This window comes from Streptomyces sp. NPDC056361 (assembly GCF_042262805.1).
Classification (GTDB): Bacteria; Actinomycetota; Actinomycetes; order Streptomycetales; family Streptomycetaceae; genus Streptomyces.
The window spans coordinates 1-21,267 of the sequence record NZ_JBHJQI010000149.1 but is presented as its reverse complement, the minus strand read 5'-3'; the positions used below and the strand labels follow the sequence as shown (position 1 = coordinate 21,267).

Annotated in this window: 21 protein-coding genes; 4 read left to right on the top strand and 17 right to left on the bottom strand. The window is 73.4% G+C overall.

Annotated elements, in window-relative coordinates; translation table 11 throughout:
• Positions 1–41: 41 nt before the first annotated feature.
• The 4 genes from ACFCY7_RS33535 to ACFCY7_RS33520 all read right to left on the bottom strand — a co-directional run bounded on the left by ACFCY7_RS33535 (position 42) and on the right by ACFCY7_RS33520 (position 3,948).
• Entirely contained in the window at positions 42–956 is a 915-nt protein-coding gene (locus ACFCY7_RS33535) for a membrane dipeptidase (RefSeq protein WP_376489844.1), read from the bottom strand.
• 129 nt (positions 957–1,085) lie between these two features.
• The gene (locus ACFCY7_RS33530; RefSeq protein ID WP_376489843.1) at positions 1,086–2,282 is read right to left on the bottom strand and encodes a dipeptidase; all 1,197 of its coding nucleotides are present in this window, start codon (positions 2,280–2,282) and stop codon (positions 1,086–1,088) included.
• Positions 2,279–2,812, bottom strand: a complete 534-nt coding sequence (gene purE / locus ACFCY7_RS33525; protein ID WP_367825774.1) for a 5-(carboxyamino)imidazole ribonucleotide mutase — start codon at positions 2,810–2,812, stop codon at positions 2,279–2,281. The genes ACFCY7_RS33530 and purE overlap by 4 nt, the downstream gene beginning before the upstream one ends.
• A complete protein-coding gene (locus tag ACFCY7_RS33520; protein WP_376489842.1) occupies positions 2,809–3,948 on the bottom strand; it encodes a 5-(carboxyamino)imidazole ribonucleotide synthase in 1,140 nt (379 codons plus the stop codon). The genes purE and ACFCY7_RS33520 overlap by 4 nt, the downstream gene beginning before the upstream one ends.
• 174 nt (positions 3,949–4,122) lie before the next feature.
• Between ACFCY7_RS33520 and ACFCY7_RS33515 the strand changes: the two genes are divergently transcribed.
• Positions 4,123–4,647 (top strand): GtrA family protein, encoded by a 525-nt coding sequence (locus ACFCY7_RS33515; protein ID WP_376489841.1) that lies wholly within the window; start codon positions 4,123–4,125, stop codon positions 4,645–4,647.
• A 117-nt stretch (positions 4,648–4,764) separates the two neighbouring features.
• On the opposite strand, the gene ACFCY7_RS33510 is transcribed toward ACFCY7_RS33515, so the two are convergent.
• Both ACFCY7_RS33510 and ACFCY7_RS33505 read right to left on the bottom strand, forming a co-directional pair.
• Positions 4,765–6,036, bottom strand: a complete 1,272-nt coding sequence (locus ACFCY7_RS33510; protein ID WP_376489840.1) for an ATP-binding protein — start codon at positions 6,034–6,036, stop codon at positions 4,765–4,767.
• Between the two features lie 14 nt (positions 6,037–6,050).
• Entirely contained in the window at positions 6,051–6,728 is a 678-nt protein-coding gene (locus tag ACFCY7_RS33505; protein WP_030690380.1) for a response regulator transcription factor, read from the bottom strand.
• Between the two features lie 426 nt (positions 6,729–7,154).
• Between ACFCY7_RS33505 and ACFCY7_RS33500 the strand changes: the two genes are divergently transcribed.
• Entirely contained in the window at positions 7,155–8,678 is a 1,524-nt protein-coding gene (locus ACFCY7_RS33500; protein ID WP_376489839.1) for a peptide MFS transporter, read from the top strand.
• Positions 8,679–8,740: 62 nt separating this feature from the next.
• Here ACFCY7_RS33500 and ACFCY7_RS33495 read toward each other — a convergent pair whose 3' ends face one another.
• The 6 genes from ACFCY7_RS33495 to ACFCY7_RS33470 all read right to left on the bottom strand — a co-directional run bounded on the left by ACFCY7_RS33495 (position 8,741) and on the right by ACFCY7_RS33470 (position 13,808).
• Positions 8,741–10,180, bottom strand: a complete 1,440-nt coding sequence (locus ACFCY7_RS33495) for a hypothetical protein (protein WP_376489838.1) — start codon at positions 10,178–10,180, stop codon at positions 8,741–8,743.
• Positions 10,181–10,194: 14 nt separating this feature from the next.
• Positions 10,195–11,271: a hypothetical protein gene (locus ACFCY7_RS33490; RefSeq protein ID WP_376489837.1), complete on the bottom strand. Its 1,077-nt coding sequence runs from the start codon at positions 11,269–11,271 to the stop codon at positions 10,195–10,197.
• Positions 11,268–12,086, bottom strand: coding sequence for a hypothetical protein (locus ACFCY7_RS33485; protein ID WP_376489836.1), 819 nt, complete (start codon positions 12,084–12,086; stop codon positions 11,268–11,270). The genes ACFCY7_RS33490 and ACFCY7_RS33485 overlap by 4 nt, the downstream gene beginning before the upstream one ends.
• Complete coding sequence (locus ACFCY7_RS33480; RefSeq protein ID WP_376489845.1) at positions 12,086–12,766, bottom strand: peptidase; 681 nt, start codon at positions 12,764–12,766, stop codon at positions 12,086–12,088. Before ACFCY7_RS33480 ends, ACFCY7_RS33485 begins: the two co-directional genes overlap by 1 nt.
• A gap of 147 nt (positions 12,767–12,913) precedes the next feature.
• Positions 12,914–13,330, bottom strand: coding sequence for an ATP-binding protein (locus ACFCY7_RS33475; protein WP_376489835.1), 417 nt, complete (start codon positions 13,328–13,330; stop codon positions 12,914–12,916).
• Positions 13,331–13,436: 106 nt separating this feature from the next.
• On the bottom strand, positions 13,437–13,808 hold the full coding sequence (locus tag ACFCY7_RS33470) for an STAS domain-containing protein (protein WP_376489834.1): 372 nt from the start codon (positions 13,806–13,808) through the stop codon (positions 13,437–13,439).
• A 222-nt stretch (positions 13,809–14,030) separates the two neighbouring features.
• Between ACFCY7_RS33470 and ACFCY7_RS33465 the strand changes: the two genes are divergently transcribed.
• Positions 14,031–14,939, top strand: a complete 909-nt coding sequence (locus tag ACFCY7_RS33465; RefSeq protein WP_376489833.1) for an RNA polymerase sigma factor SigF — start codon at positions 14,031–14,033, stop codon at positions 14,937–14,939.
• Positions 14,940–15,076: 137 nt separating this feature from the next.
• Positions 15,077–15,751 carry a phosphotransferase gene (locus ACFCY7_RS33460; RefSeq protein ID WP_376489832.1) on the top strand — a complete coding sequence of 225 codons (675 nt, stop codon included), beginning with the start codon at positions 15,077–15,079 and terminating at the stop codon, positions 15,749–15,751.
• A gap of 54 nt (positions 15,752–15,805) precedes the next feature.
• Here ACFCY7_RS33460 and ACFCY7_RS33455 read toward each other — a convergent pair whose 3' ends face one another.
• From ACFCY7_RS33455 to ACFCY7_RS33435, 5 genes are all read right to left on the bottom strand, one after another.
• Complete coding sequence (locus ACFCY7_RS33455; protein ID WP_376489831.1) at positions 15,806–16,444, bottom strand: LysE family translocator; 639 nt, start codon at positions 16,442–16,444, stop codon at positions 15,806–15,808.
• Between the two features lie 41 nt (positions 16,445–16,485).
• Positions 16,486–17,286 carry a hypothetical protein gene (locus ACFCY7_RS33450; RefSeq protein ID WP_376489830.1) on the bottom strand — a complete coding sequence of 267 codons (801 nt, stop codon included), beginning with the start codon at positions 17,284–17,286 and terminating at the stop codon, positions 16,486–16,488.
• A gap of 61 nt (positions 17,287–17,347) precedes the next feature.
• Positions 17,348–18,517, bottom strand: coding sequence for an imidazolonepropionase (gene hutI / locus ACFCY7_RS33445; RefSeq protein ID WP_376489829.1), 1,170 nt, complete (start codon positions 18,515–18,517; stop codon positions 17,348–17,350).
• A gap of 136 nt (positions 18,518–18,653) precedes the next feature.
• Entirely contained in the window at positions 18,654–19,991 is a 1,338-nt protein-coding gene (locus ACFCY7_RS33440) for a formimidoylglutamate deiminase (protein WP_376489828.1), read from the bottom strand.
• The coding region (locus tag ACFCY7_RS33435; protein ID WP_376489827.1) for an allantoate amidohydrolase at positions 19,982–21,267 on the bottom strand (1,286 nt) is incomplete at its 5' end. The genes ACFCY7_RS33440 and ACFCY7_RS33435, both read right to left, overlap by 10 nt.

The window sequence follows — 21,267 nt, the reverse complement described above, 5'->3', positions numbered from 1 at the left end:
GCGCACCGCCGTGGCGGTGCGCCCCTCTCGCGTCCGTACGGTCAGGCCGCGGCCGGGCGGATCCGGTTCGTGCGGGCCAGGAACTCCGTCTCGCGCAGCGCCCGGGTGACGTTGGCGTGCGCGAGCCCGACGAGCTCCTGGGCGGTCCAGCCCCGGCGGAGCAGCTCCGCGAAGAGCGGGACGTAGCCGACGGCCGGGTCGGTGGTGCGGGAGACGCCCGCGCAGTGCGCGCCCGCCTCCGCCCGCACCCGGTCGAGGACGTCGGCGACGGCGGCCGGGTCGTCGGTCACCGTGACCATGCACACGGCGCCGTTCGCGCCGAGCAGGCGCAGCACGTCGTCCGGCAGCCCCTCCGGGGCCGCCCGGGTCAGCAGGGCCGGGGCACGGGTCACCGCGAGGGTGCGGCGGACCGTGTCCTGGTCGGCGCCGGACAGGTCCAGGGCCAGGCCGATGCGGTTCATCTCGCGTACCGCGTCACGGGCGAAGCGGGTGAGGTTCACGGCCCGTACGCCGAGCGCGTGGTACGCCCGCAGGGTGGCCGCCGAGCCGCCGAGCGCCGTCCAGCCGACCGGCCCGAGCAGCGCGGCGACCCGGCCGCAGTTGCGGGCGTGGGCCACCTCGGAGGTCGTGTACGCCAGCCTCAGGTCCTCCGGGCAGGCGGCGACGAGCGCCCTGACGGCGTCGATCCGGCGCAGGGTCCCGATGACGCCCTCGTCGGCCGCCACGTCCAGGGACCAGAGCTGCGCCCCGGCCTCCGCGGCGCGGGCCGGCGGCAGGTCCTCGGGGTCGAGACTCCCGGGGAGTTCGGTGTGGCCCTCGGTGACGGGCTGGGCGGCGAGGATGGCCCGGGCCCGCGCCGTCTCGTCGAGCGGCGGGGGTGGCTCCGGGGGGTCGAGCTCGCCGGCGGCGGCAGGGACGGTGGAGAGGGTGGGATGGTCGTCTAGCAGTTCCGCCATGGTCTTACTCCGAACTCGGCGATGCAGTACCGCCCCGCCGAGAGCGGCGGGGCAGTACCGTCCACCGTGCCACCGGCCCCCTCGGGGGGCTCGGCGGAGTACGCCGTCCGGGTGATCCGCGGAACACCCCTAGGGGGTGTCGAGCGCCTCGATGGTGGCGTTCGACGGGGCCGTACGGCTCCTCAGGTCGCGGGAGACCGATTCCGCGTCGCGCAGCACGCGGACCGCGTTGGACCAGGTCAGCCGGGCGAGGTCGGGGCGGGACCAGCCGCGGTCGAGGAGCTCCGCGATCAGGTTCGGGTAGCCGGCGACGTCGTCGAGGCCGACGGGGGTGAAGGCGGTGCCGTCGTAGTCCCCGCCGATGCCGATGTGGTCGATGCCGGCGGCCTCGCGCATGTGGTCGAGGTGGTCGGCGACCGTGGCGGCGGTCACGACGGGCCGGGGGTTCGCCTCCTCGAAGGCGCGGTGGAGCCGCATGGCCTCGGGGGTGGTGTCGAGGTGGTCGAGGCCGTGCGCCCGGAGGTTGTCGTCCGCGCGGGCGGTCCACTCGACGGCCGCGGGGAGGATGAACTTGGGCACGAAGGTGGCCATCGCGACGCCGCCGTTGGCGGGCAGCCGCTCCAGGACGTCGTCCGGGACGTTCCTCGGGTGGTCGCAGACGGCGCGGGCCGAGGAGTGCGAGAAGATCACCGGCGCCGTCGAGGCGTCGAGCGCGTCCCGCATGGTGGTGGCGGCGACGTGCGAGAGGTCGACGAGCATGCCGGAGCGGTTCATCTCGCGGACGACCTGTCGGCCGAAGGCGGTGAGGCCGCCGACGCCGGGCTCGTCGGTCGCCGAGTCCGCCCAGTCGTTGTTGTCGTTGTGCGTGAGCGTCATGTAGCGCACGCCCAGGGTGTGCAGGGCGCGCAGGGTGGCGAGGGAGTTGTTGATCGAGTGGCCGCCCTCGGCGCCCTTGAGGGAGGCGATGCGGCCCTGCGCGCGGGCCGCCTCCATGTCGTCCGCCGTGAGGGCCGGGGCGAGGTCGGCGGCGTACCGCTCCAGGAGCTGGTCGACGATGTCGATCTGCTCCAGGGTCGCGCTGACCGCGTCGTCGCCGGCCAGCGCGCAGGGCACGTACACGGACCAGAACTGGGCGCCGACGCCGCCGGCCCGCAGCCGGGCGAGGTCGGTGTGGAGCGCTCCGGTCTGGTCGGCGCCGATGTCGAGCCGGTCGAGGTCGTAGCGGACGTGCTTGCGCAGGGCCCACGGGAGGTCGTTGTGGCCGTCGACGACGGGCGCGGAGGCCAGGAGTTCCCGGGCCTCCGCGAGGCGGTCCGCCGCGGTCACTTGGCGAAGCCGAACGACTCCGCGCCCTCGACCTTGGCCCGCAGCCGCTTGCCCTTCTCGGTCGCCTGGTCGTTCAGCTCCTGCTGGAAGTCGCGCATCCGGCCGAGCAGCTCGGGGTCGTGCGCGGCGAGGATCCGGGCGGCGAGCAGGCCCGCGTTCCGGGCGCCGCCGACGGAGACCGTGGCGACGGGGACGCCGGCCGGCATCTGCACGATGGAGAGCAGCGAGTCCATGCCGTCGAGGTACTTCAGCGGCACGGGCACGCCGATGACGGGGAGCGGGGTGACGGAGGCGAGCATGCCGGGCAGGTGGGCGGCGCCGCCCGCGCCCGCGATGATCGCCTTCAGGCCGCGGCCGGCCGCCTCCTCGCCGTACGCGATCATCTCGCGGGGCATCCGGTGGGCGGAGACGACGTCGACCTCGTACGGGATCTCGAACTCGTCGAGGGCCTGGGCGGCGGCCTCCATGACGGGCCAGTCGGAGTCGGATCCCATGACGATGCCGATGACGGGGGCGGTGGCGGGGCTCATTCGGTGATCGTTCCTCGCAGGTAGCCGGCGGCGTGGCGGGCGCGCTCCAGCACGTCGTCCAGGTCGTCGCCGTAGGTGTTGACGTGCCCCACCTTGCGGCCGGGCTTCACGTCCTTGCCATACATGTGGATCTTGAGCTGCGGGTCCCTGGCCATGCAGTGCAGGTACGCGGAGTACATGTCCGGGTAGTCGCCGCCCAGGACATTGCACATCACGGTCCACGGCGCGCGCGGGCGCGGATCGCCGAGGGGCAGGTCGAGGACCGCCCGGACGTGGTTGGCGAACTGCGAGGTGACCGCCCCGTCCTGCGTCCAGTGGCCGGAGTTGTGCGGGCGCATCGCCAGCTCGTTGACGAGGATGCGGCCGTCCGTGGTCTGGAACAGCTCGACGGCGAGGTGGCCGACGACGCCGAGCTCCTTGGCGATCCGGAGCGCCAGCTCCTGCGCCTGGCCGGCGAGCGCGTCGTCGAGGTCGGGCGCGGGCGCGATCACGGTGTCGCAGACGCCGTCGACCTGGCGGGACTCGACGACCGGGTAGGCGACGGCCTGGCCGTGCGGGGAGCGGACGATGTTCGCCGCGAGCTCGCGGACGAAGTCGACCTTCTCCTCGGCGAGGACCGGGACCCCCGCGAGGAAGGGGTCGCGGGCGTCGGCCGCGGTGCGGACGAACCAGACGCCCTTGCCGTCGTAGCCGCCGCGCACGGTCTTGAGGATGATCGGGAAGCCGCCGACCTCGGCCGCGAAGGCGGCCGCGTCCTCGGGGTCCGCGACGATGCGGTGCCGGGGGCTGGGGGCGTCGATCTCGTCGAGCTTGGCGCGCATCACGCCCTTGTCCTGGGCGTGCACCAGGGCGTCGGGGCCCGGGCGGACGGGGATGCCGTCGGCTTCGAGGGCGCGCAGGTGCTCGGTGGGGACGTGCTCGTGATCGAAGGTGATCACATCGCATCCGCGCGCGAAGTCGCGCAGCGTGTCCAGGTCGCGGTAGTCGCCGATGACGACCTCGCTCACCACCTGGGCCGCGGAGTCCTGCGGGGTGTCGCTGAGGAGCTTGAACTTGATGCCGAGGGGGATACCCGCCTCGTGGGTCATACGGGCGAGCTGACCGCCGCCGACCATGCCTACTACGGGGAACGTCACCCTCTTAGGGTATCCGCACAATCCGGATGACTCGTTCGGCTGTGTGTTGACACAGGCGGAACGGGGAAGCATCAGAGTTTCGACGGCGGGCAGACGATCACCGGACGGGCTAGTTAGCATGGATGGGTTGACGTCATCCGGACGTCATATGAACGGATGAAACGAGCAACCACCATGAGTGAACGAAGCGCACTTCGGGTGCAGCTCGACCGGCTCACCCGTGAGTTCGCGAAGTTCGGCGCGGTGGGTGGCCTCGGGGTCCTGGTGGACCTCGGCGTCTTCAACCTCGTGCGGTCCGTCACGGACCTCCCCGTCGTCCGGGCGAGCGTGATCGCGACCGTCGTCGCGATCGGATTCAACTACCTGGGCTTCCGGTACTTCACCTACCGGGACCGCGACAAGAGCCGCCGCACCCGCGAGATGACCCTGTTCCTCGTGTTCAGCGTGATCGGCCTGGTCATCCAGAACGGCCTGCTCTACGCGGCGACGTACGGCTTCGGCTGGGACACCCCGCTGCAGAGCAACTTCTTCAAGTTCTTCGGCATCGGCGTCGGCACGATCTTCCGCTTCTGGTCGTACCGCACCTGGGTCTTCCGCGCGCTGCCCGACCCGGAGGAGAAGGAGGCCGTGCAGGCGGCCGAAGCGCTCCTGGAGCGCGCCCCGCGCCAGGCGACCGGTCGCCAGCCCGACCGGGTCTGATCCCCGCACTCCCCGAAAGGGCCGGTCCGTCCGCGGACCGGCCCTTTCGCATGCCCCTCCGTGCGCGGAGTCACCACCGACCCGGCCGGCGGACCGGGGAGGCCACCACCGCACCGGTCAGCGGACCGGGCGGTCCCGCGGCTCCTCCGAGACGCTCCTGACCTCGCGGCTCAGGAACAGCGCGAAGACCGGCGGCTGCTGCTGGAGCAGCTCCAGGCGCCCGCCGTCCGCCTCGGCGAGGTCGCGGGCCACCGCCAGGCCGATGCCGGTGGAGCTGCGGCCGCTGACCGCCCGCTCGAAGATCCGCGCGCCGAGGTCGGCCGGGACGCCGGGACCCTCGTCGGTGACCTCGATCACGGACTGGTTCCCGGTGACCCGGGTGCGCAGGGCGACCGTGCCGCCGCCGTGCATGAGCGAGTTCTCGATCAGGGCGGCGAGGACCTGGGCGACCGCGCCGGGGGTGCCGACGGCCCGCATCCCCTGCTTGCCCGAGTGCACGATGGCCCGCCCCGCGCTGCGGTAGGCCGGCCGCCACTCCTCGATCTGCTGCTTGACGACCTCGTCGAGGTCGAAGGCGACGGCGGAGCCGGTGCGGGGGTCCCGCGCGTTGGTGAGCAGCCGCTCGACGACGTCGGTGAGCCGCTCGACCTGGGTGAGCGCGATCGTCGCCTCCTCCTTGACCGTGTCCAGGTCGTCGGCGAGGGCGACCTCCTCCAGGCGCATGGAGAGGGCGGTGAGGGGCGTGCGGAGCTGGTGGGAGGCGTCGGCGGCGAGCCGGCGCTCGGCGGTGAGCATCCGGGCGATCCGCTCGGCCGAGGCGTCCAGGACGTCCGCGACGCGGTCCAGCTCGGGGACCCCGTACCGCTTGTGCCGGGGCCGCGGGTCGCCGGAGCCGAGGCGCTCGGCGGTCTCCGCGAGGTCGGTGAGCGGGGACGCCAGCTTGTCGGCCTGCCGTACGGCGAGGAGGACGGCGGCGACGACGGCGAGCAGCGCCACGGCGCCGATGATCAGGAGGGTGCGGCCGACCTCGGCGGTGACCGCCGAGCGGGACTCCTCGACGACCACGCTCTCCCCGCGCTCGCCCTCGGCCAGGCCCCGGATGACGTCCCCCTCGGGGCGGGTGCCGATCTCGATCGGCTCCCGCCCGGGGATGCGGATCTGCGCGTACCGCTTCGCGCCGCTCTGCTCGGCCAGGATGTCCGGGTTCACCGGCTCCCCGCCGATCAGCCGGCTGTCGACGATCGAGACGATCCGCAGCGCCTCCGAGTCGACGCTCTCCTGTGCGCTGTTCGAGATCGTCCGGGTCTCCACGAGCACCAGGGACACACCGAACACGGCGATGACGACGAGCACCACGGCGAGCGTGGAGTTGATCAGGCGGCGGCGCATGGCTTAACGGTGGCTCAGCTCTTTTCGAAGCGGAAGCCGACTCCGCGGACGGTGGCGATGTAGCGGGGGTTCGCGGCGTCGTCGCCGAGCTTCTTGCGGAGCCAGGAGATGTGCATGTCGAGGGTCTTGGTGGACGACCACCAGGTGGTGTCCCAGACCTCGCGCATCAGCTGGTCGCGGGTGACGACCCGGCCGGCGTCGCGGACGAGGACGCGGAGGAGGTCGAACTCCTTCGCGGTGAGCTGGAGCTCCTCGTCCCCCATCCAGGCGCGGTGCGACTCGACGTCGATGCGCACGCCGTGGGTGGCGGGGGCGACGGCGGGCTCGGTGGAGCCGCGCCGGAGGAGGGCCCGGACCCGGGCGAGGAGCTCGGCGAGCCGGAAGGGCTTGGTGACGTAGTCGTCGGCGCCCGCGTCCAGCCCGACCACGGTGTCGACCTCGTCCGCCCGTGCGGTGAGGACCAGGATCGGGACCGTGTGGCCCTCGGCGCGCAGCCTCCGGGCGACTTCGAGGCCGTCCATGCCGGGCAGGCCGAGGTCGAGCACGACCAGGTCCACGCCGCCCTGGAGTCCGGCGTCGAGTGCGGTGGGGCCGTCCTCGCGGACCTCGACCTCGTACCCCTCTCTCCGCAGGGCGCGGGCCAGCGGTTCCGAGATGGATGCGTCGTCCTCGGCGAGCAGTACACGGGTCATGGGGTGATGGTAGTCCGCACGGGGTCCGGGCCGGGGCGGGATCCACACGGGCCGGGCATCCCCTGGAGATCCTGTGGGTATCTTTCACATGACCTTCGAATGGCCTTGCGTGGTTGCACCCACGCCTGTGATCCATCTCTCAAGTCCTTCCATATCCGGCACTGTCGTGTCGTATGGTGGCGAGACGTCAGTAGCGGTATTCGGGGACCTTTGGCCGGCTTCGCCCGCCAAGGTCCTCTTTCTGCGTGAGGTGGGCCCTGCCACCCTCGGTGACGGCGAATGACCTGTGGGCCGGGTCCCGGAGCGCGTAGACGCGTCTCCCGGGGCGTGGATCCCGGTGGAGTCCGACGACCCCGCCGGTGCCGGCCTCCCCCACCGGGCGCATCACGCTCACAAGGCGTGCGTCCCGACAGAGCAAGGATCGACATGGCGTCCAGCCTGACGAAGGACTCGGCGGCCGAACCCCTCGGCTACGAGAAGACCTTCCTCGGCCACCCCCGTGGCCTGGCCACCCTCTTCATGACCGAGATGTGGGAGCGTTTCTCCTACTACGGCATGCGGGCCCTTCTCGTTCTGTACCTGGTCTCCGGCGGCGTGGACGCCGCTACGGGCAGCCAGGGCGGCGGCCTCGCGATGACCGCCGCGACGGCGACGGCGATCTACTCCGTCTACGTCTCGATGGTCTACCTGATGGCCATGCCCGGCGGCTGGTTCGGCGACCGTGTCTGGGGCGCCCGCAAGACCGTCGCCATCGCGGCCTCCGTGATCATGCTCGGCCACGTCTCGCTGGCCATCCCGGGCCAGGCGATGTTCTTCGTCGGTCTCGCGCTCGTCGCGGTCGGCTCCGGTCTGCTGAAGGCCAACATCTCGACGATGGTCGGCCACCTCTACAAGGGCGCGGACGACCCGCGCCGTGACGGTGGCTTCACGCTCTTCTACATCGGCATCAACCTGGGCGCGTTCTTCGCCCCGCTGGTCATCGGCACCGTCGGCGAGAAGGTCAACTGGCACCTGGGCTTCGCCCTCGCCGCCGTCGGCATGGGCCTCGGCCTGGCCGTCTTCCTGGCCTTCGGCAAGACGCTGAACCCGAAGAGCAGCGAGGTCCCGAACCCGCTGTCCGCCGCGGAGCGCAAGGCCGTCATCACCAAGGTCGCCGTCGTCGCCGTCGTCGTCGCCGCCTTCTACGGCGCCGTCGTCGCCCTGGGCATGTACACCCTGAACTGGGCGATGGTCCCGATCACCCTCGCGGGTCTGATCATCCCGGTCGCCGTCCTGGCCCGCATCAAGCGCGACAAGGACCTGACGTCGGGCGAGAAGTCCCGCGTGACCGGCTACATCTGGTTCTTCGTCGCCGCCGCGATCTTCTGGATGATCTACGACCAGGGTGGCTCGACGCTCTCCCTGTTCGCGGACGACAAGACCGCCGACACCATCTTCGGCCTCGGCTTCCCCGCCACCTGGTACCAGTCGCTGAACCCGCTGTTCGTCATGGCGCTGGCCCCGGTCTTCGCCTGGCTGTGGCTGTGGCTGGCCCGCAAGAACCAGGAGCCGAACACCATCGTGAAGTTCGCGATGGGCCTCGTCCTGGTCGGCGCGTCCTTCTTCGTCTTCATCGTCCCGATGAACATGGCGGGCGACGGCACCAAGGTCTCCCCGATGTGGCTCGTCTCGATCTACATGATCCAGACCATCGGCGAGCTGTGCCTCTCCCCGGTCGGCCTCTCCGTCACCACGAAGATGGCGCCGCAGAAGTACGCCTCCCAGATGATGGGCGTCTGGTTCCTCGCCGTCACCGCCGGCGACTGCACCACGGGTCTGCTCTCCATCGCGGGCGTCGACCTCAACGGCACGGGGATCATCGCGCTCCAAGCGACGCTCGCCGTCGCGGCCGGATTCGCGATCTTCATGTACCGCAAGAAGGTCCAGGGGCTCATGGGCAGCGTCCACTGACCCCACCCCCGTACGGCCGAAGGCCGCCGCACCCCTCCGGTGCGGCGGCCTTCGCCGTTCCCTCACCTCCTGAGCCGCGCCCACGGGGTGAAGGTGAACACCGCGCCGCCGAGCAGGATGACCGTGCCGGCGACCAGCGCGAGGGCGCGCAGGGCGCCGTCGTGCTCGGCGCCCGTCTCGGCGAGGTTCTCACCGGAGGAGCCGCCGGAGCCGGAGGGCGAACCGCTGCCGCCGTCCGTCCCGGCGTCCGTGCTGCCGGAGGCGCCGCCGGCCTGCTTGCTGGTGTCCAGTTCGAGGGAGGCCTTCACGGCGCCCGTGACCTGGCAGGGGATCTCCATCTTCACGGTGCCGAGGGTGACCTTGATGGTGAGCGTGCCGGGACTGAGCGTCGACTTCCCGGTCGCGCCGGGCCGGTACGTGCCCTTCATGTCCTCCAGGCTCACCGGGGCCTTCTCCGCGAGGGCGGTCGGGTTGGGTGCGCCGGTGACCTTCACGGTGCCGCTGTCGGCTCCGCCGATCTTGATCGCCATGGAGGGCGTGAGGGCCCCCTTGGGCAGGGCCGCCGGGCTGTTCATGACGCCCTTGGCCGTCTTCACGGTGAGGTCGTAGACCTCGCCGTTCTTCTTGGCGTTGATCGTCACCTTGGAGTTGATGGCCGCCGGTCCGGGCGCCTTGCAGGCGAACGCGACCGTCACCTCCTTGCCGGGGAAGTCGGTCTTCCCACCGCCCCCGCCGGAGCTTCCGCCGGAGGTGGTGGTGCCTCCCGAGGCGGTGGTGCCCCCGGAGGCCGTCGTACCGCCCGAGGTCGTGGTCGTGCCGCCGGACGTCGTGGTCGTACCTCCGGACGTCGTGGTCGTACCTCCGGAGGTGGTCGTGCCGCCGGACGTGGTGGTCGTACCGCCCGACGTCGTGCCCCCGGAAGTCGTCGTGCCCCCGGAGGTCGTCGTGCCGCCCGAGGTCGTCGTGGAGCCGCCGCCGTCGGTGACCTTGATCGTCGCGCCGACGGGGACGGTTTCCTTCGGCGAGCACTTGGTGTCCGTCGAGAGGGGCTTGGACACGTTGATCGTGTACTTGCCGGGCGTGAGGGTGATGTCACCCGCCTTCGTCAGCTTCAGCTTGCCCTTCATGTCGGGCAGCACCATCGGGCTGTTCTTGGGGATCGGCGGGTTCTGCCGGGGCCCCTCCATGGCGACGGTGCCGGTCGCCGCGCCGCCGACGGTGAGGACGCCGGTCGGTTTGACCGTGTCCTGGCCGAGGTCGAGGACGTCGGGGTTCTTCGAGGCGGCCTGGACCGTCTTCCAGACGATCTCGACCTCGTCGCCGACCTTGGCCTCCGCCGGCGCGGTGACGAGCACCTTCGTGGTGCCCTGCACGGGCGGGAGCCCGGAGATGGACGGCGGGATGCACTCCGTCCTGTACGAGATCTCGGCGGCCTGGGCGGGGCCGGCGGCATACAGGATCCCCGCGCCGCCGAGCATCAGCGCGACCCCGGCCGCGCTCATCCTCCGTTGCGTACTCACACCTGTCCCTTCGTCGTCGGGCTGCTGCTCTCTGGCGCTGACGGTGCGGAGTCAGGGCTGAACCACGGCAGGACCGTGGTCGGTTCGCCGTCCCCCGGGCCGCCCGGTGCGGGGGCGGCGGGGACGGAAGCACGGGTCCGGGCGCGCGTCCGGATCGGGGCGCGGCGGGGGCGGGCGGGGCCGGCCGGGGGGCGGGGGCGGGCCCGGCCGGTCGGCGGGCGGACCCGGTCCACCACGGCCATCCCGATCCGGAACAGCGCCGCCGGTACGACGACGGCGAGCAGCGCCCAGAAGAGCGTCACGCCCCAGGGTCGGCCGACCCCCCAGGGCTGCTCGACCAGGACCTTGCCCGCGTACCGCACGGAGACCTGGTAGTCGCCGTGGGCGCCGGCCGTCAGTTCGGCCGGGAGGCGGACGAGGGCCTTCCCGCCGGGCGGGATCGTGCCGCGCCACTGGCGTTCCTCGTACTGCGGGGCGAAGACGCCGTGGCTGGTGCCGACCTCGAAGACGGGGTCGCGGACGGGGGCGGAGCCGAGGTTGCCGACGGTGAAGACGACGTCCCGGCGCGGGGGCGCCCCGAACCAGACGAGGAGGCCGCTGGAGCCGTCGAGCCGTACGGCCGCCAGGACCGCGAGCCGGCCGTCGCCCGATTCCTCGGGGAGCGGCGCGGTGGGGTGTCCGGCGACGGTGAACTCCCGGTCGACGGCGTCCTGCTGCCCGGTCACCCCGGCGACGTGCACCACGCAGGGGCAGGGCTTGGGCGGTTCGGAGACCGGGAGCTTCGCGCTGAACGCGCCCCTGGCGTCGACGGTGGCGGCCCGGCCCTCGGTGTTGGCGCAGGAGTTGGTGCCGCCGATGACGCCCCGGCCGGGGGCCGCCTGACCGCAGATCAGGAGCATCAGCAGGGCGCCCGGTTTCCAGCCGCTGCCGCTGACGGTGATCTCGCCGCCCTTGCCGCCCTCCGGCTGCGAGAGCTCGACGGCCGGCCCGGGGGCGGCCGCCGCGGGGGCCGCGGGCAGCAGCGCCAGGGCGAGGACCGCCAGCAGAGCGGCGGCCGTCCTGATCGTCCTCATGGTGTCGCTCCCTCCGGGGCGCGCTCGGTACGGGACCCGCCGCGCCGCCGTACCGCCCACGCGCCGCCGCCGCCCGCCGCGAGCAGCAGCCCGGCCACGGCGGCGAGCGCGGGGCCCGAGGCGAAGGCCGCCTCGGCGCGGGCCGTGGCGGGGGCGGCGCCCGGGGCGGTGGCGGTCAGCCGGACGGTGACGGAGTCGAGGGCGGGCGGGTCGGGCCAGGGTTCGGTGCGGACGGCCCGCTCGCCGGGCCTGAGGGTGAGCGGCAGGACGTGGTCGGGGCGGTCGAGGACCGTGCCGAGGAGCCCTTCGGCCCGGATCGCGAGGGTCGGGGCGAGGACCGTGGTGCCGCGGTTGACCAGCGTGTAGCGCAGGGTGCCGGCGTCGACGCGGACGTCCTCGACGGTGAGCGCGGCGAGCCGGGGGCCGTTCACCCGCAGCCGCAGGTCCACGCGCACCTCCCGCCCGGCGGCCGTGGCGCGCACGGTCCCGCGGTGGTCACCGGGCGGGGTGTCGGCGGTGACGGTCACGGCGAAGGGCACGTCCGCCCTGGTCCTGGCCGGGACGGTCACGGTCCGCGCCGCGAAGGCGACCGGCGCGCCCTGCCCGGCGAGGCGGACGGTGAGCGGTCCCGCGCCCGGGTTGGTCACCGACAGGGTGTCCTGGAGGACGCTGCCGGCCGGGCCCTCCAGGTAGGCGTACGGCCGGCCGGCGGCGGGCGCCGCCGTCCAGCCCTGGCTCCCGGGGGGTGCCGCCGCCACCGCGCCGACGAGGGCGGTCGCGGCGGCGACGAGCCCGGAGCGCGCCGCCGCCCGCATCAGCGTGCCGTGCGCCGCGTGAGCCAGAGGACTCCGGCGGCGCCGGTCAGCAGGACGGTGCCGCCGAGGGTGCCGAGGGCCACGGCGGAGTCGAGGGGGCCGGTCTTCGGCAGTTCCCCACCGGAGTCCTCGTCGGCGGGCGGCGGGGTGTCGGCGCCGCCCGAGACGCCGCTGACCTGGAGTTCGAGCGACGGCTTGGGGTTGTTCTTCGGGGTGCAGGTGGCCGCGTCCATGCCGAGCGCGTGCACGATCAGCGTGCCGGCCGTGAAGGTGACCTTGCCGTTCTTCTTCGGGGTGAAGGTGCCGGTGAGGGTGCCGATGGCGATCGGGGTCTCGGGCGGGATGGCGGCCGTGTTCGGGGTGCCCTTGACCTTGACCGTGCCGGACGCGGCGCCGCCGAGGACGAGTTCGGCGCGGGGGGTCATGACGCCCTTGGGGAGTTCGATCGGGCTGTCGGAGACGCCCTTCTCGAACGACATGGTGATCGTGTAGCCGTTGCCGCTCTTGACGGCCTTGATGTCGACGGGCGAGACGGCGCCCTTCGGCCCGATCTTCGTCTGGCACGCGTAGTCGACGTCGACCACCGCCGCCTGCGCGGCCGGCGCGGAGGCCAGTACGGCCGCGCCCGTCATCGCGGCCGCCGCGGTGAGCGCGGCGGTCGTTCTCCTCAGGTTCGGCACCTTGGACACCCCGAGCACCCCTCACCGCAACGTAACTGACGGTCTTTCAGATTGGGCGTCAAGGTACGCCTGAGGCCTCACGGAGGGAAGAAGCACGAAGAAAGAGAGAACGTGAAAGTCCTGGGGAGCCCCGCCCCCCATCCCGGCTCAGGGAGCGGCGAGTTCGGCCCAGACCGTCTTGCCGGGGGAGCCCGGGGTCCGGTCGATGCCCCAGTCCAGGCAGAGCCGCTGCACGATGAACATGCCGTGCCCGCCGGGCCGGCCGGAGCGGTGCGGGGTGCGCGGCGCGGGCTGCCCGGCGCCGCGGTCGGTGACTTCGAGGCGCAGGACGGCGGAACGGCGCAGGACGCGGAGCCGCTCGGGGCCCTCGGCGTGCAGACAGGCGTTGGTGACCAGCTCGGAGACGACGAGCAGGACGTCCTCGGCGGCGGCCCTGCGGTCGGCGGTGGCGGCGGGCAGCCAGCCCCACTCCTGGAGCGCCGTCCGCGTGAAGTCGCGGGCGAGCGGCACGGTGCCGCTGGTCTCGCCGAGGGCGAGCGTACGGACGTCGGAATCGTGGTCCATCAACGCTTCACCTCACCGATCGACGAGACAGAGGGGACGAGACGCAGGGGCGGGGACGTACGGGCGGGACGTGCGGGCGGTGCCGGGGGCCGTGACGACGCCGGTCTCAGCCGGGGAGCGCCGTGGCGAGCGTCTCGTGGAGCGTGAAGACGGCTTCCGCGCCCGTGATGTGGAACACCCGGGCCACCGGGGGCCGCATCGCCACCAGATGGACGCCGCCGCTGGCCGCGTCCGCCCGCAGCCGGGCGCCGAGCAGCACGTTGAGCCCGGTCGAGTCGCAGAACTCCAGGCCCGAGCAGTCGACGACGAGCCGCGAACGGCCCGCGTCCAGCGCGCCGTCCAGCGGGGTGCGCAGCAGTTCGGCGGTGTGGTGATCGAGCTCACCCACCGGCGTGAGGAGTTCGCTCGCGCCGTCCACCGTCCGGACCTCGACCCGCAGCCGGGCGGGCTGCGCGCTGCCGATGTGCTGGCGGTCCATGGCCGTGCCTCTTCTCGCTCTCGCGGATGCCGACTGACGTGCGTCGAACCCTACAAGCGGGGTGGCGTTCCTTGCACACACGGTCCCTCACATAAAGGGACGAAGCGGATTATTGACACTTGCGACGATCGCCTTCGAGCAGGTAGGGCTAGAAGGGAACACCCGACACGACCGGCCTCGGAGGCGCCGCAAACCGCAGCAGAAGAACGACGAAGGAGACCCATGTCACCCCGGCTCGACGCCCCGCGTACCCCCGACGCGCCGTCGGCAGCGCATCCTCCCACCGCCCTCGCCGCACACCCCGAACTGCCGCTCGACGCACCCCTCGTCCCCCCGGACGTCCCCCTCGACCGGATCGGACCGGTCGACTCCCGCGCCCTGTCGAAGCAGCTCTTCGCCCGGCTCGCGGAACTGGAGGAGGGCACCCACGACCACGCGTACGTCCGCAACACGCTCGTCGAACTCAACCTGGCCCTGGTCAGGTTCGCCGCCGCGCGGTACGGCTCCCGCAGCGAGCCGATGGAGGACATCGTCCAGGTCGGCACCATCGGCCTCATCAAGGCGATCGACCGCTTCGAACTCGCCCGCGGCGTCGAGTTCCCCACCTTCGCGATGCCCACGATCATCGGCGAGATCAAGCGCTTCTTCCGTGACACCTCGTGGTCCGTGCACGTGCCCCGCCGGCTCCAGGAACTCCGGCTCGACCTCGCCAGGGTCGGCGACGAGCTCTCCCAGAGGCTCGACCGCGCCCCGACCGTCGCCGAACTCGCCGACGCGCTCGGCATCTCCCCCGAGGAGGTCGTCGAGGGCATGACGGCGAGCAACGCGTACACCGCGACCTCGCTCGACGCGCAGCCCGACGAGGAGGAGGGCGGCGGCGGCGAGGCCGCTCTCGCCGACCGGATCGGCTACGAGGACCACGGCCTGACCGGGATCGAGTACATCGCCTCCCTCAAGCCGATGATCGCCTCGCTGCCCGAACGCGACCGCCAGATCCTCTCCCTCCGCTTCGTCTCCGGCCTCACCCAGTCGGAGATCGGCGCCGAACTCGGCATCTCCCAGATGCACGTGTCCCGGCTGCTCTCCCGCACCCTCGCCCGGCTGCGCCGCGGCCTCACCCTGGAGGAATGACCTCCACCGGCTCCCCCGAGCCGACGAAACGGCCCCGGAGAAGGGCCCGTTCACGGACCGCCGGACTCCGGCCGGCCCCCGGACGGGCCCTTCCGCGCGTCCGGGATACTCGCTCCTCCGTACAAGAGACCAGTGGGGTGGGCCGGTTGGAGATCGTCGGGCAGGGCCGGACGGCGGACGTGTACGCGCTTCCCGGAGGCACGGACGGAGCCGGGACCGGAGCCGGGACCGGGGAGCGGGTGCTGCGGCGGTACCGCGACGGCGGCGACACGACCCGCGAGGCCCGGATCATGACCGAACTCGCCGGCCGCGGCTACCCGGTGCCGGCCGTCCACCGCGCCGAGGGCCCCGACCTGGTGATGGAACGCCTCGCCGGCCCGTCCCTCCTCGACGCGCTCCTCGCCGGCACGTACGCGCCCGAGCCGGCGGGCCTCCTCATAGCCGACCTCCTCACCCGCCTCCACGCCCTCCCCGGAACCCCCCACGTCCACCTCGACCTGCACCCCGGCAACGTCGTCCTCACCGCCCGCGGCCCCGTCGTCATCGACTGGCAGACCGCGGAGCAAGGCCCGCCCCCCGGCCTCGACTGCGCCGTGTCCGCCCTCGTCCTCGCCGAGGTCGCCGTCTCCCCCGCCCCCTACGCCCCCGGCGCCCGCGCCGCCCTCACCACCCTCCTCCCCGCCCTCCGCTCCCCCCTCCTCCCCCACCTCCCCACCGCCCGCACCCGCCGCGCGACGGACCCGGCCCTCACCCCGGAGGAAGTGACGGCCCTGGACGCGGCCGAGGCGCTGGTGAGGGAACTGGCGTCCTGAAGGACCGAAGGAGTGCGCGAGTTCCGGTGCCGGGGCTCGGGTCGCCCGTACGGCTCAGTCGCCGAAGGCCAGGCGGATGCCGAAGGCGGCGATGACCGAGCCGGTGAGGCGGTCGAGGAGACGGCGGGAGCGGGGGCGGCGGAGCCAGGTGGAGAGGAGGCGGGCGCAGGCGATGAGGGCGGTGGACCAGAGGAGGCCGAGGAGGATGTGCTCGGCGGTGAGGAGGAGCCCCATGGCGAGGTGGCCGGTGTCCGGCGGGAGGAACTGCGGGAGGACGGCGACGTAGAAGGCGCCGACCTTCGGGTTGAGGAGGTTGGTGAGGGCGCCCTGGCGCCAGCCGGCGGCCAGGGAGTCAGCGGCCGCCGGGGCGGCGTCCTCGGGGGCGTCCTGTTCCGGGAGGCCCCCGAACGTCTTCCGGAGCATCTGGACGCCCATCCAGACCAGGTACGCGGCTCCCGCCCAGCGCAGCGCCTCGTACGCGAGGTGCGAGGCGGTGAGGAGCGCCGTCACGCCCAGCGACGTCAGCGCGCCCCACGCCAGGACGCCGGTCTGGATGCCGAGGACGACGCCCCAGGCCCGCGCCCGGTGACCGAGGGCCGAGGTGCGCAGGACCAGGGCCGTGTCGAGGCCCGGGGTGAGGGTCAGGAGACCCACGACCAGGGCGAAGGACCAGAGGGCGGTGGTGACGGTCATGGCCCGAGGGTAGGGGGTCCCCGATCCGGCCTTCCTGGGGGTCAGGCGCGGCGCTTCACGTCCGAGCAGCGGACCTCGGGGGAGACGCCGTAGGGGTCGAGGGTGGTGCGGGTGCCGTCGAAGGTGGCGGCGAGGCAGAGCTGGCTGCCCAGGGAGCGGAGGTCGAGGGTGAAGGAGACCGCGGAGCCGGACCGGTGGGGGCCGTCGATGCGGTAGTCGATGTCGTAGCCGATGCCGTGGAGGGCCTTCGTGACGGCGGCGGGGGTGGCGGCCGTGCGACCGTCGAGGGCCTGGGTGACGCGCTTGCCGTGGAGGGGCGCGGCGCACTTCTCGACACCGCTCAACGGCTGCTCCTGGCGGGCGCGTTCGAAGTTCCAGGGCTGCTCGGAGGCCTGCACGGTGTCCGGCACGGTGTCCGGCTGGACGACGTCGCCGGGGCGGGTGGAGGGCGGCGGGGGCGCGTCCGGCGGCGTGGGCCCGTCGGCCGGCGCCGGGGGAGGCCCGTCGGCCGCCGGTGGCGGCACGGTGGGGAGGCCCTCCGTGCACGGTTCGGCGACGCGGACGACCAGTTGCATGAACCTCAGCTCGGCCGCCTGCTCCTCGGGGGTGCGGTTCGGGTCGTCGGCGGGGTCGGTGGCCGGCGCCGTGGGCGTCGGGGCGGAGGACGGCGTCGAGGCCGGCGTGGCGGTCGGCGTGGGGGCCGCGACCTGCGTGGACCCGGCCCCGGCGGAGGTTCCGCCCCCCGCGTTCTCCGTGCCGCAGGCCGTGAGGGCGAGGGCGCTCAGGGCCGCCAGGACGAGACCGCGACCGACACGACTGCTGCGCAAGGAAGTTGACGTCATGGGGGAAGTGTGGGCGGCGGGGGCCCGCCCACACCTGAGTACGCCTACTCAAACGCGGTGCTCAGACGACCCGCACGCCCTTGCGCCAGACCTCCGTCACCAGGGGCACGCCGGGGCGGTAGGCCAGGTGGACGTGGGACGGGGCGTCGAGGACGGCGAGGTCCGCGCGGGCGCCGGGGGAGAGACGGCCGACGTCGGTGCGGCGCAGGGCCGCCGCGCCGCCGGCGGTGGCGGACCAGAGGGCCTCGTCGGGGGTCATGCCCATGTCCCGTACGGCGAGGGCGATGCAGAAGGGGACGGAGGAGGTGAAGGAGGAGCCGGGGTTGCAGTCGGTGGAGAGGGCGACGGTGACGCCCGCGTCGAGGAGGCGGCGGGCGTTCGGCCACTCGGCGCGGGTGGAGAACTCCGCCCCGGGGAGGAGGGTGGCGACCGTGTTGCCGGAGGCGAGCGCGTCGACGTCCTCGTCCGTCAGGTGGGTGCAGTGGTCCGCGCTCGCCGCGTCGAGCTCCACCGCGAGCTGGACGCCGGGGCCGTACGTGAGCTGGTTGGCGTGCACCCGGGGGTGGAGGCCCTTCGCCTTGCCGGCGGTGAGGATCGCGCGGGCCTGGTCGCCGTCGAACGCGCCCTTCTCGCAGAAGACGTCCACCCAGCGGGCGTACGGGGCGCAGGCGTCCAGCATCGCGCCCGTCACGAGGTCCACGTACGCCGCCGGGTCGTCCGCGTAGTCCGGGGAGACGATGTGCGCGCCGAGGTACGTGACCTCGTCGGTGTGCTCGGCCGCGATGCGCAGGGCACGGGCCTCGTCCTCGACGGTCAGGCCGTAGCCGGACTTGGTCTCGAAGGTGGTGGTGCCCTGGGCGAGGGCCTCGCGGAGGTAGCGGGCCACGTTCGCGGAGAGTTCGGCGTCCGAGGCCGCGCGGGTCGCCGCGACCGTCGTGCGGATGCCGCCGGCCTTGTACGGCTGGCCGGACATGCGGGCGTTGAACTCGGCGGTGCGGTCGCCCGCGAAGACGAGGTGGGAGTGGGAGTCGACGAAGCCGGGGACGACCGCGCGGCCTCCCGCGTCGACGGCGTGGTCGGCGGCGGGGGCGGCAGCGGCGGGGCCGGCCCAGGCGATGGTGTCGCCGTCCAGGACGAGGGCGGCGTCCTGGACGAGGCCGAGGGGGCCTTCGCCGAGGGCCGGGTCGTTCGTGACCAGGCTGCCGATGTTCGTGATGACCGTGGTCGTCATGCTGCTCTCCGGTGGGGGCGGGCGGTTCGGGTGCGGGCCGGTGGCCCGGGTCGTGCCCACCCGTTCCGCCCTGGGGGCGCCCCCGGACGAAGTCCGGGGGAGGAACGGATGCCCACAACCGGGGGCGCGGCAGCCGTCAGCTTCTGAGCGCGGCGATCGAGTCTGCGAGGGCCTTGCCGACGTCGGGGACGGAGGTGTGGAAGCCGTCGCGGACGATGTGGCGGCCGCCGACGACGACGTGCCGGACGTCGGCGGCGGTGGCGGCGAAGACGGCGGTCTCGGCGGCGAGGCGCGGGACGGGGCCCGCGGTGCGGACGGTGTCCAGGGCGATGGTGGCGAAGTCCGCCAGGGCGCCCTCCTCGATGACGCCGGCGTCCTGCCAGCCGAGGGCTGCGTGGCCGTCGGCCGTCGCGGCGCGGAGCAGGGCGGCGGCGGTCCAGTGGCCGCGGGTGCGGGTGCGGAGGCGCTCGTTCAGCTCCATGGCCCGCGCTTCCTCCAGGAGGTCGACGACGGCGTGGCTGTCGCTGCCGAGGGAGAGCGGGGAGCCGGCGCGCTGGAGGGCGACGGCCGGGCCGATGCCGTCGGCGAGGTCGCGTTCGGTCGTCGGGCACATGCAGGTGCCGGTGGACGTCGAGCCGATCAGGGCGATGTCCGTGTCGGTCATGTGGGTGTTGTGGACGCCGGTCGTGCGCGCGCCCAGGACGCCGTGCTCGGCGAGGAGCTGGGTGGGGGTGAGGCCGTGTGCCGCGAGGCAGGCGTCGTTCTCGGCGGTCTGCTCCGAGAGGTGGACGTGGAGGGGCGCCCGGCGCTCCTGCGCCCACCGGGCGACGGTCCCGAGCTGGTCCGCCGGGACGGCGCGTACGGAGTGGATCGCCGCGCCGATGCGTACGCCGTCCCGGTCCTTGAGCGCCGAGACCCGCTCGGCCCACTTCTCCGCCGTGCCGTCGGTGAAGCGGAGCTGGTGCTGCTCGGGGGCGGCGCCGAAGCCGGAGGAGAGGTAGGCGGTGTCGAGGAGGGTGATGCGGATGCCCGCCTCGGCGGCGGCGGCGATGAGCGCCTCGCCCATCGCGTTGGGGTCGGCGTACGGGGTGCCGCCGGGTGCGTGGTGCAGGTAGTGGAACTCGCCGACGGAGGTGATGCCGGCGAGCGCCATCTCCGCGTACACGGCGCGGGCGAGCGCGAAGTAGCTGTCGGGGGTGAGGCGCTGGGCGACGGTGTACATGACCTCGCGCCAGGTCCAGAAGGTCCCGGAGCCGACCTGGACCGTGCCGCGCAGGGCGCGGTGGAAGGCGTGCGAGTGGGCGTTGGCGAGGCCGGGGACGGTGAGGCCGCGGAGGACGACGGCGCCGGGTGGCGGGGTCGCCACGCCGGTCCGGACCGCGGCGACGCGGCCGTCGGTGACCTCCAGGGCCACGCCCGGCTCGACGTTCGTGCCGAGCCAGGCGTGTTCCAGCCAGTACGTCGTCAGCGACACGCCAGCTCCTCCAGTACGTCGGCGAGTGCGAGGACACCGGCCACGCAGTCGTCCTCGGCCGCGAATTCGGCCGGGGAGTGCGAGACGCCGGTGGGGTTGCGTACGAACAGCATGGCGGTCGGGATCGATTCGGACAGGATGCCCGCGTCGTGTCCCGCGCCGGTGCCGAGGACCGGGACCTTGCCCGTCGCGCCCAGGATCCGGGAGAGCTCGTCGCGCAGGGTGTGCGAGAAGTCCACGATCGGGGTGAAGGACTCCTGGACGACGGTGAGGTCGATGCCGTGGCGTTCGGCGTAGGCGCGGGCCTCCGCCTCGATGCCGGTGACGACCTTGTCCAGGGCGCCCTGGTCGGCGGCGCGGGCGTCGAGCCAGCCGCGGACCATCGACGGGATGGCGTTGACGCCGTTCGGCTCGACCGCGATCTTGCCGAAGGTGGCGACGGCGCCGGCGAGTTCGGCCTCGCGGCGGGCGGCGAGGACCGTCTCCGCGTAGGTGAGCATGGGGTCGCGGCGGTCGACGAGCCGGGTGGTTCCGGCGTGGTTGGCCTCGCCGGCGAAGTCGTACCGCCAGCGGCCGTGCGGCCAGATGGCGGAGGCGATGCCGACGGAGTCCCCGGAGAGGTCGAGGGCACGGCCCTGCTCGACGTGCAGTTCGACGAAGGCGCCGATGCGGGCGAGCCGCTCGGGGTCGGCCCCGATCGTCGAGGGGTCGTGCCCGGCGGCCTCCATGGCCTGCGGGAGGGAGATCCCGTCGGCGTCGCGGAGCTCGTACGCCTGCTCCTTCGTCAGCCGGCCGGCGGTGAGGCGGGAGCCGACGCAGGCGAGGCCGAAGCGGGCGCCCTCCTCGTCGCCGAAGTTGACGATGGCGAGGGGCCGCTTGAACGAGACGCCGCGGGAGCGGAGTTCGTCGAGGGCGGCGAAGGAGGAGACGACGCCGAGGGGGCCGTCGAAGGCGCCGCCGTCGGGGACGGAGTCCAGGTGGGAGCCGGTGACGACGGCGTCGCCGGCCGCGGGGTCGCCGAGCCAGGCCCACTGGTTGCCGTTGCGGTCGGTCTCGACGTCGAGGCGGCGGGCCTCGGCCTGCATCCGGAACCAGAGCCGGCAGTCGGCGTCGGCCGCGGTCCAGGCGTGGCGGCGGTAGCCGCCGGAGGCCGCGTTGCGGCCGATGGGGGCGAGGCTGCGCCACATCGCGTGGAACGAGGGGGAGTCCGGCCGCCCCGCCCGGTCGGCGGGGCCGGCGGCGCCCGCCGCCGAGGCGGCCCGGGCGGAGCCGCGGG

What these genes read in the sequence shown, in the direction of transcription:
- ACFCY7_RS33535 (WP_376489844.1), bottom strand. Translation starts at nt 956, where the DNA reads ATGGCGGAACTGCTAGACGACCATCCCACCCTCTCCACCGTCCCTGCC.
- purE (WP_367825774.1), bottom strand. Translation starts at nt 2,812, where the DNA reads ATGAGCCCCGCCACCGCCCCCGTCATCGGCATCGTCATGGGATCCGAC.
- ACFCY7_RS33515 (WP_376489841.1), top strand. Translation starts at nt 4,123, where the DNA reads ATGAGTGAACGAAGCGCACTTCGGGTGCAGCTCGACCGGCTCACCCGT.
- ACFCY7_RS33510 (WP_376489840.1), bottom strand. Translation starts at nt 6,036, where the DNA reads ATGCGCCGCCGCCTGATCAACTCCACGCTCGCCGTGGTGCTCGTCGTC.
- ACFCY7_RS33505 (WP_030690380.1), bottom strand. Translation starts at nt 6,728, where the DNA reads ATGACCCGTGTACTGCTCGCCGAGGACGACGCATCCATCTCGGAACCG.
- ACFCY7_RS33500 (WP_376489839.1), top strand. Translation starts at nt 7,155, where the DNA reads ATGGCGTCCAGCCTGACGAAGGACTCGGCGGCCGAACCCCTCGGCTAC.
- ACFCY7_RS33495 (WP_376489838.1), bottom strand. Translation starts at nt 10,180, where the DNA reads ATGAGCGCGGCCGGGGTCGCGCTGATGCTCGGCGGCGCGGGGATCCTG.
- ACFCY7_RS33490 (WP_376489837.1), bottom strand. Translation starts at nt 11,271, where the DNA reads ATGAGGACGATCAGGACGGCCGCCGCTCTGCTGGCGGTCCTCGCCCTG.
- ACFCY7_RS33485 (WP_376489836.1), bottom strand. Translation starts at nt 12,086, where the DNA reads ATGCGGGCGGCGGCGCGCTCCGGGCTCGTCGCCGCCGCGACCGCCCTC.
- ACFCY7_RS33475 (WP_376489835.1), bottom strand. Translation starts at nt 13,330, where the DNA reads ATGGACCACGATTCCGACGTCCGTACGCTCGCCCTCGGCGAGACCAGC.
- ACFCY7_RS33470 (WP_376489834.1), bottom strand. Translation starts at nt 13,808, where the DNA reads ATGGACCGCCAGCACATCGGCAGCGCGCAGCCCGCCCGGCTGCGGGTC.
- ACFCY7_RS33465 (WP_376489833.1), top strand. Translation starts at nt 14,031, where the DNA reads ATGTCACCCCGGCTCGACGCCCCGCGTACCCCCGACGCGCCGTCGGCA.
- ACFCY7_RS33455 (WP_376489831.1), bottom strand. Translation starts at nt 16,444, where the DNA reads ATGACCGTCACCACCGCCCTCTGGTCCTTCGCCCTGGTCGTGGGTCTC.
- ACFCY7_RS33450 (WP_376489830.1), bottom strand. Translation starts at nt 17,286, where the DNA reads ATGACGTCAACTTCCTTGCGCAGCAGTCGTGTCGGTCGCGGTCTCGTC.
- hutI (WP_376489829.1), bottom strand. Translation starts at nt 18,517, where the DNA reads ATGACGACCACGGTCATCACGAACATCGGCAGCCTGGTCACGAACGAC.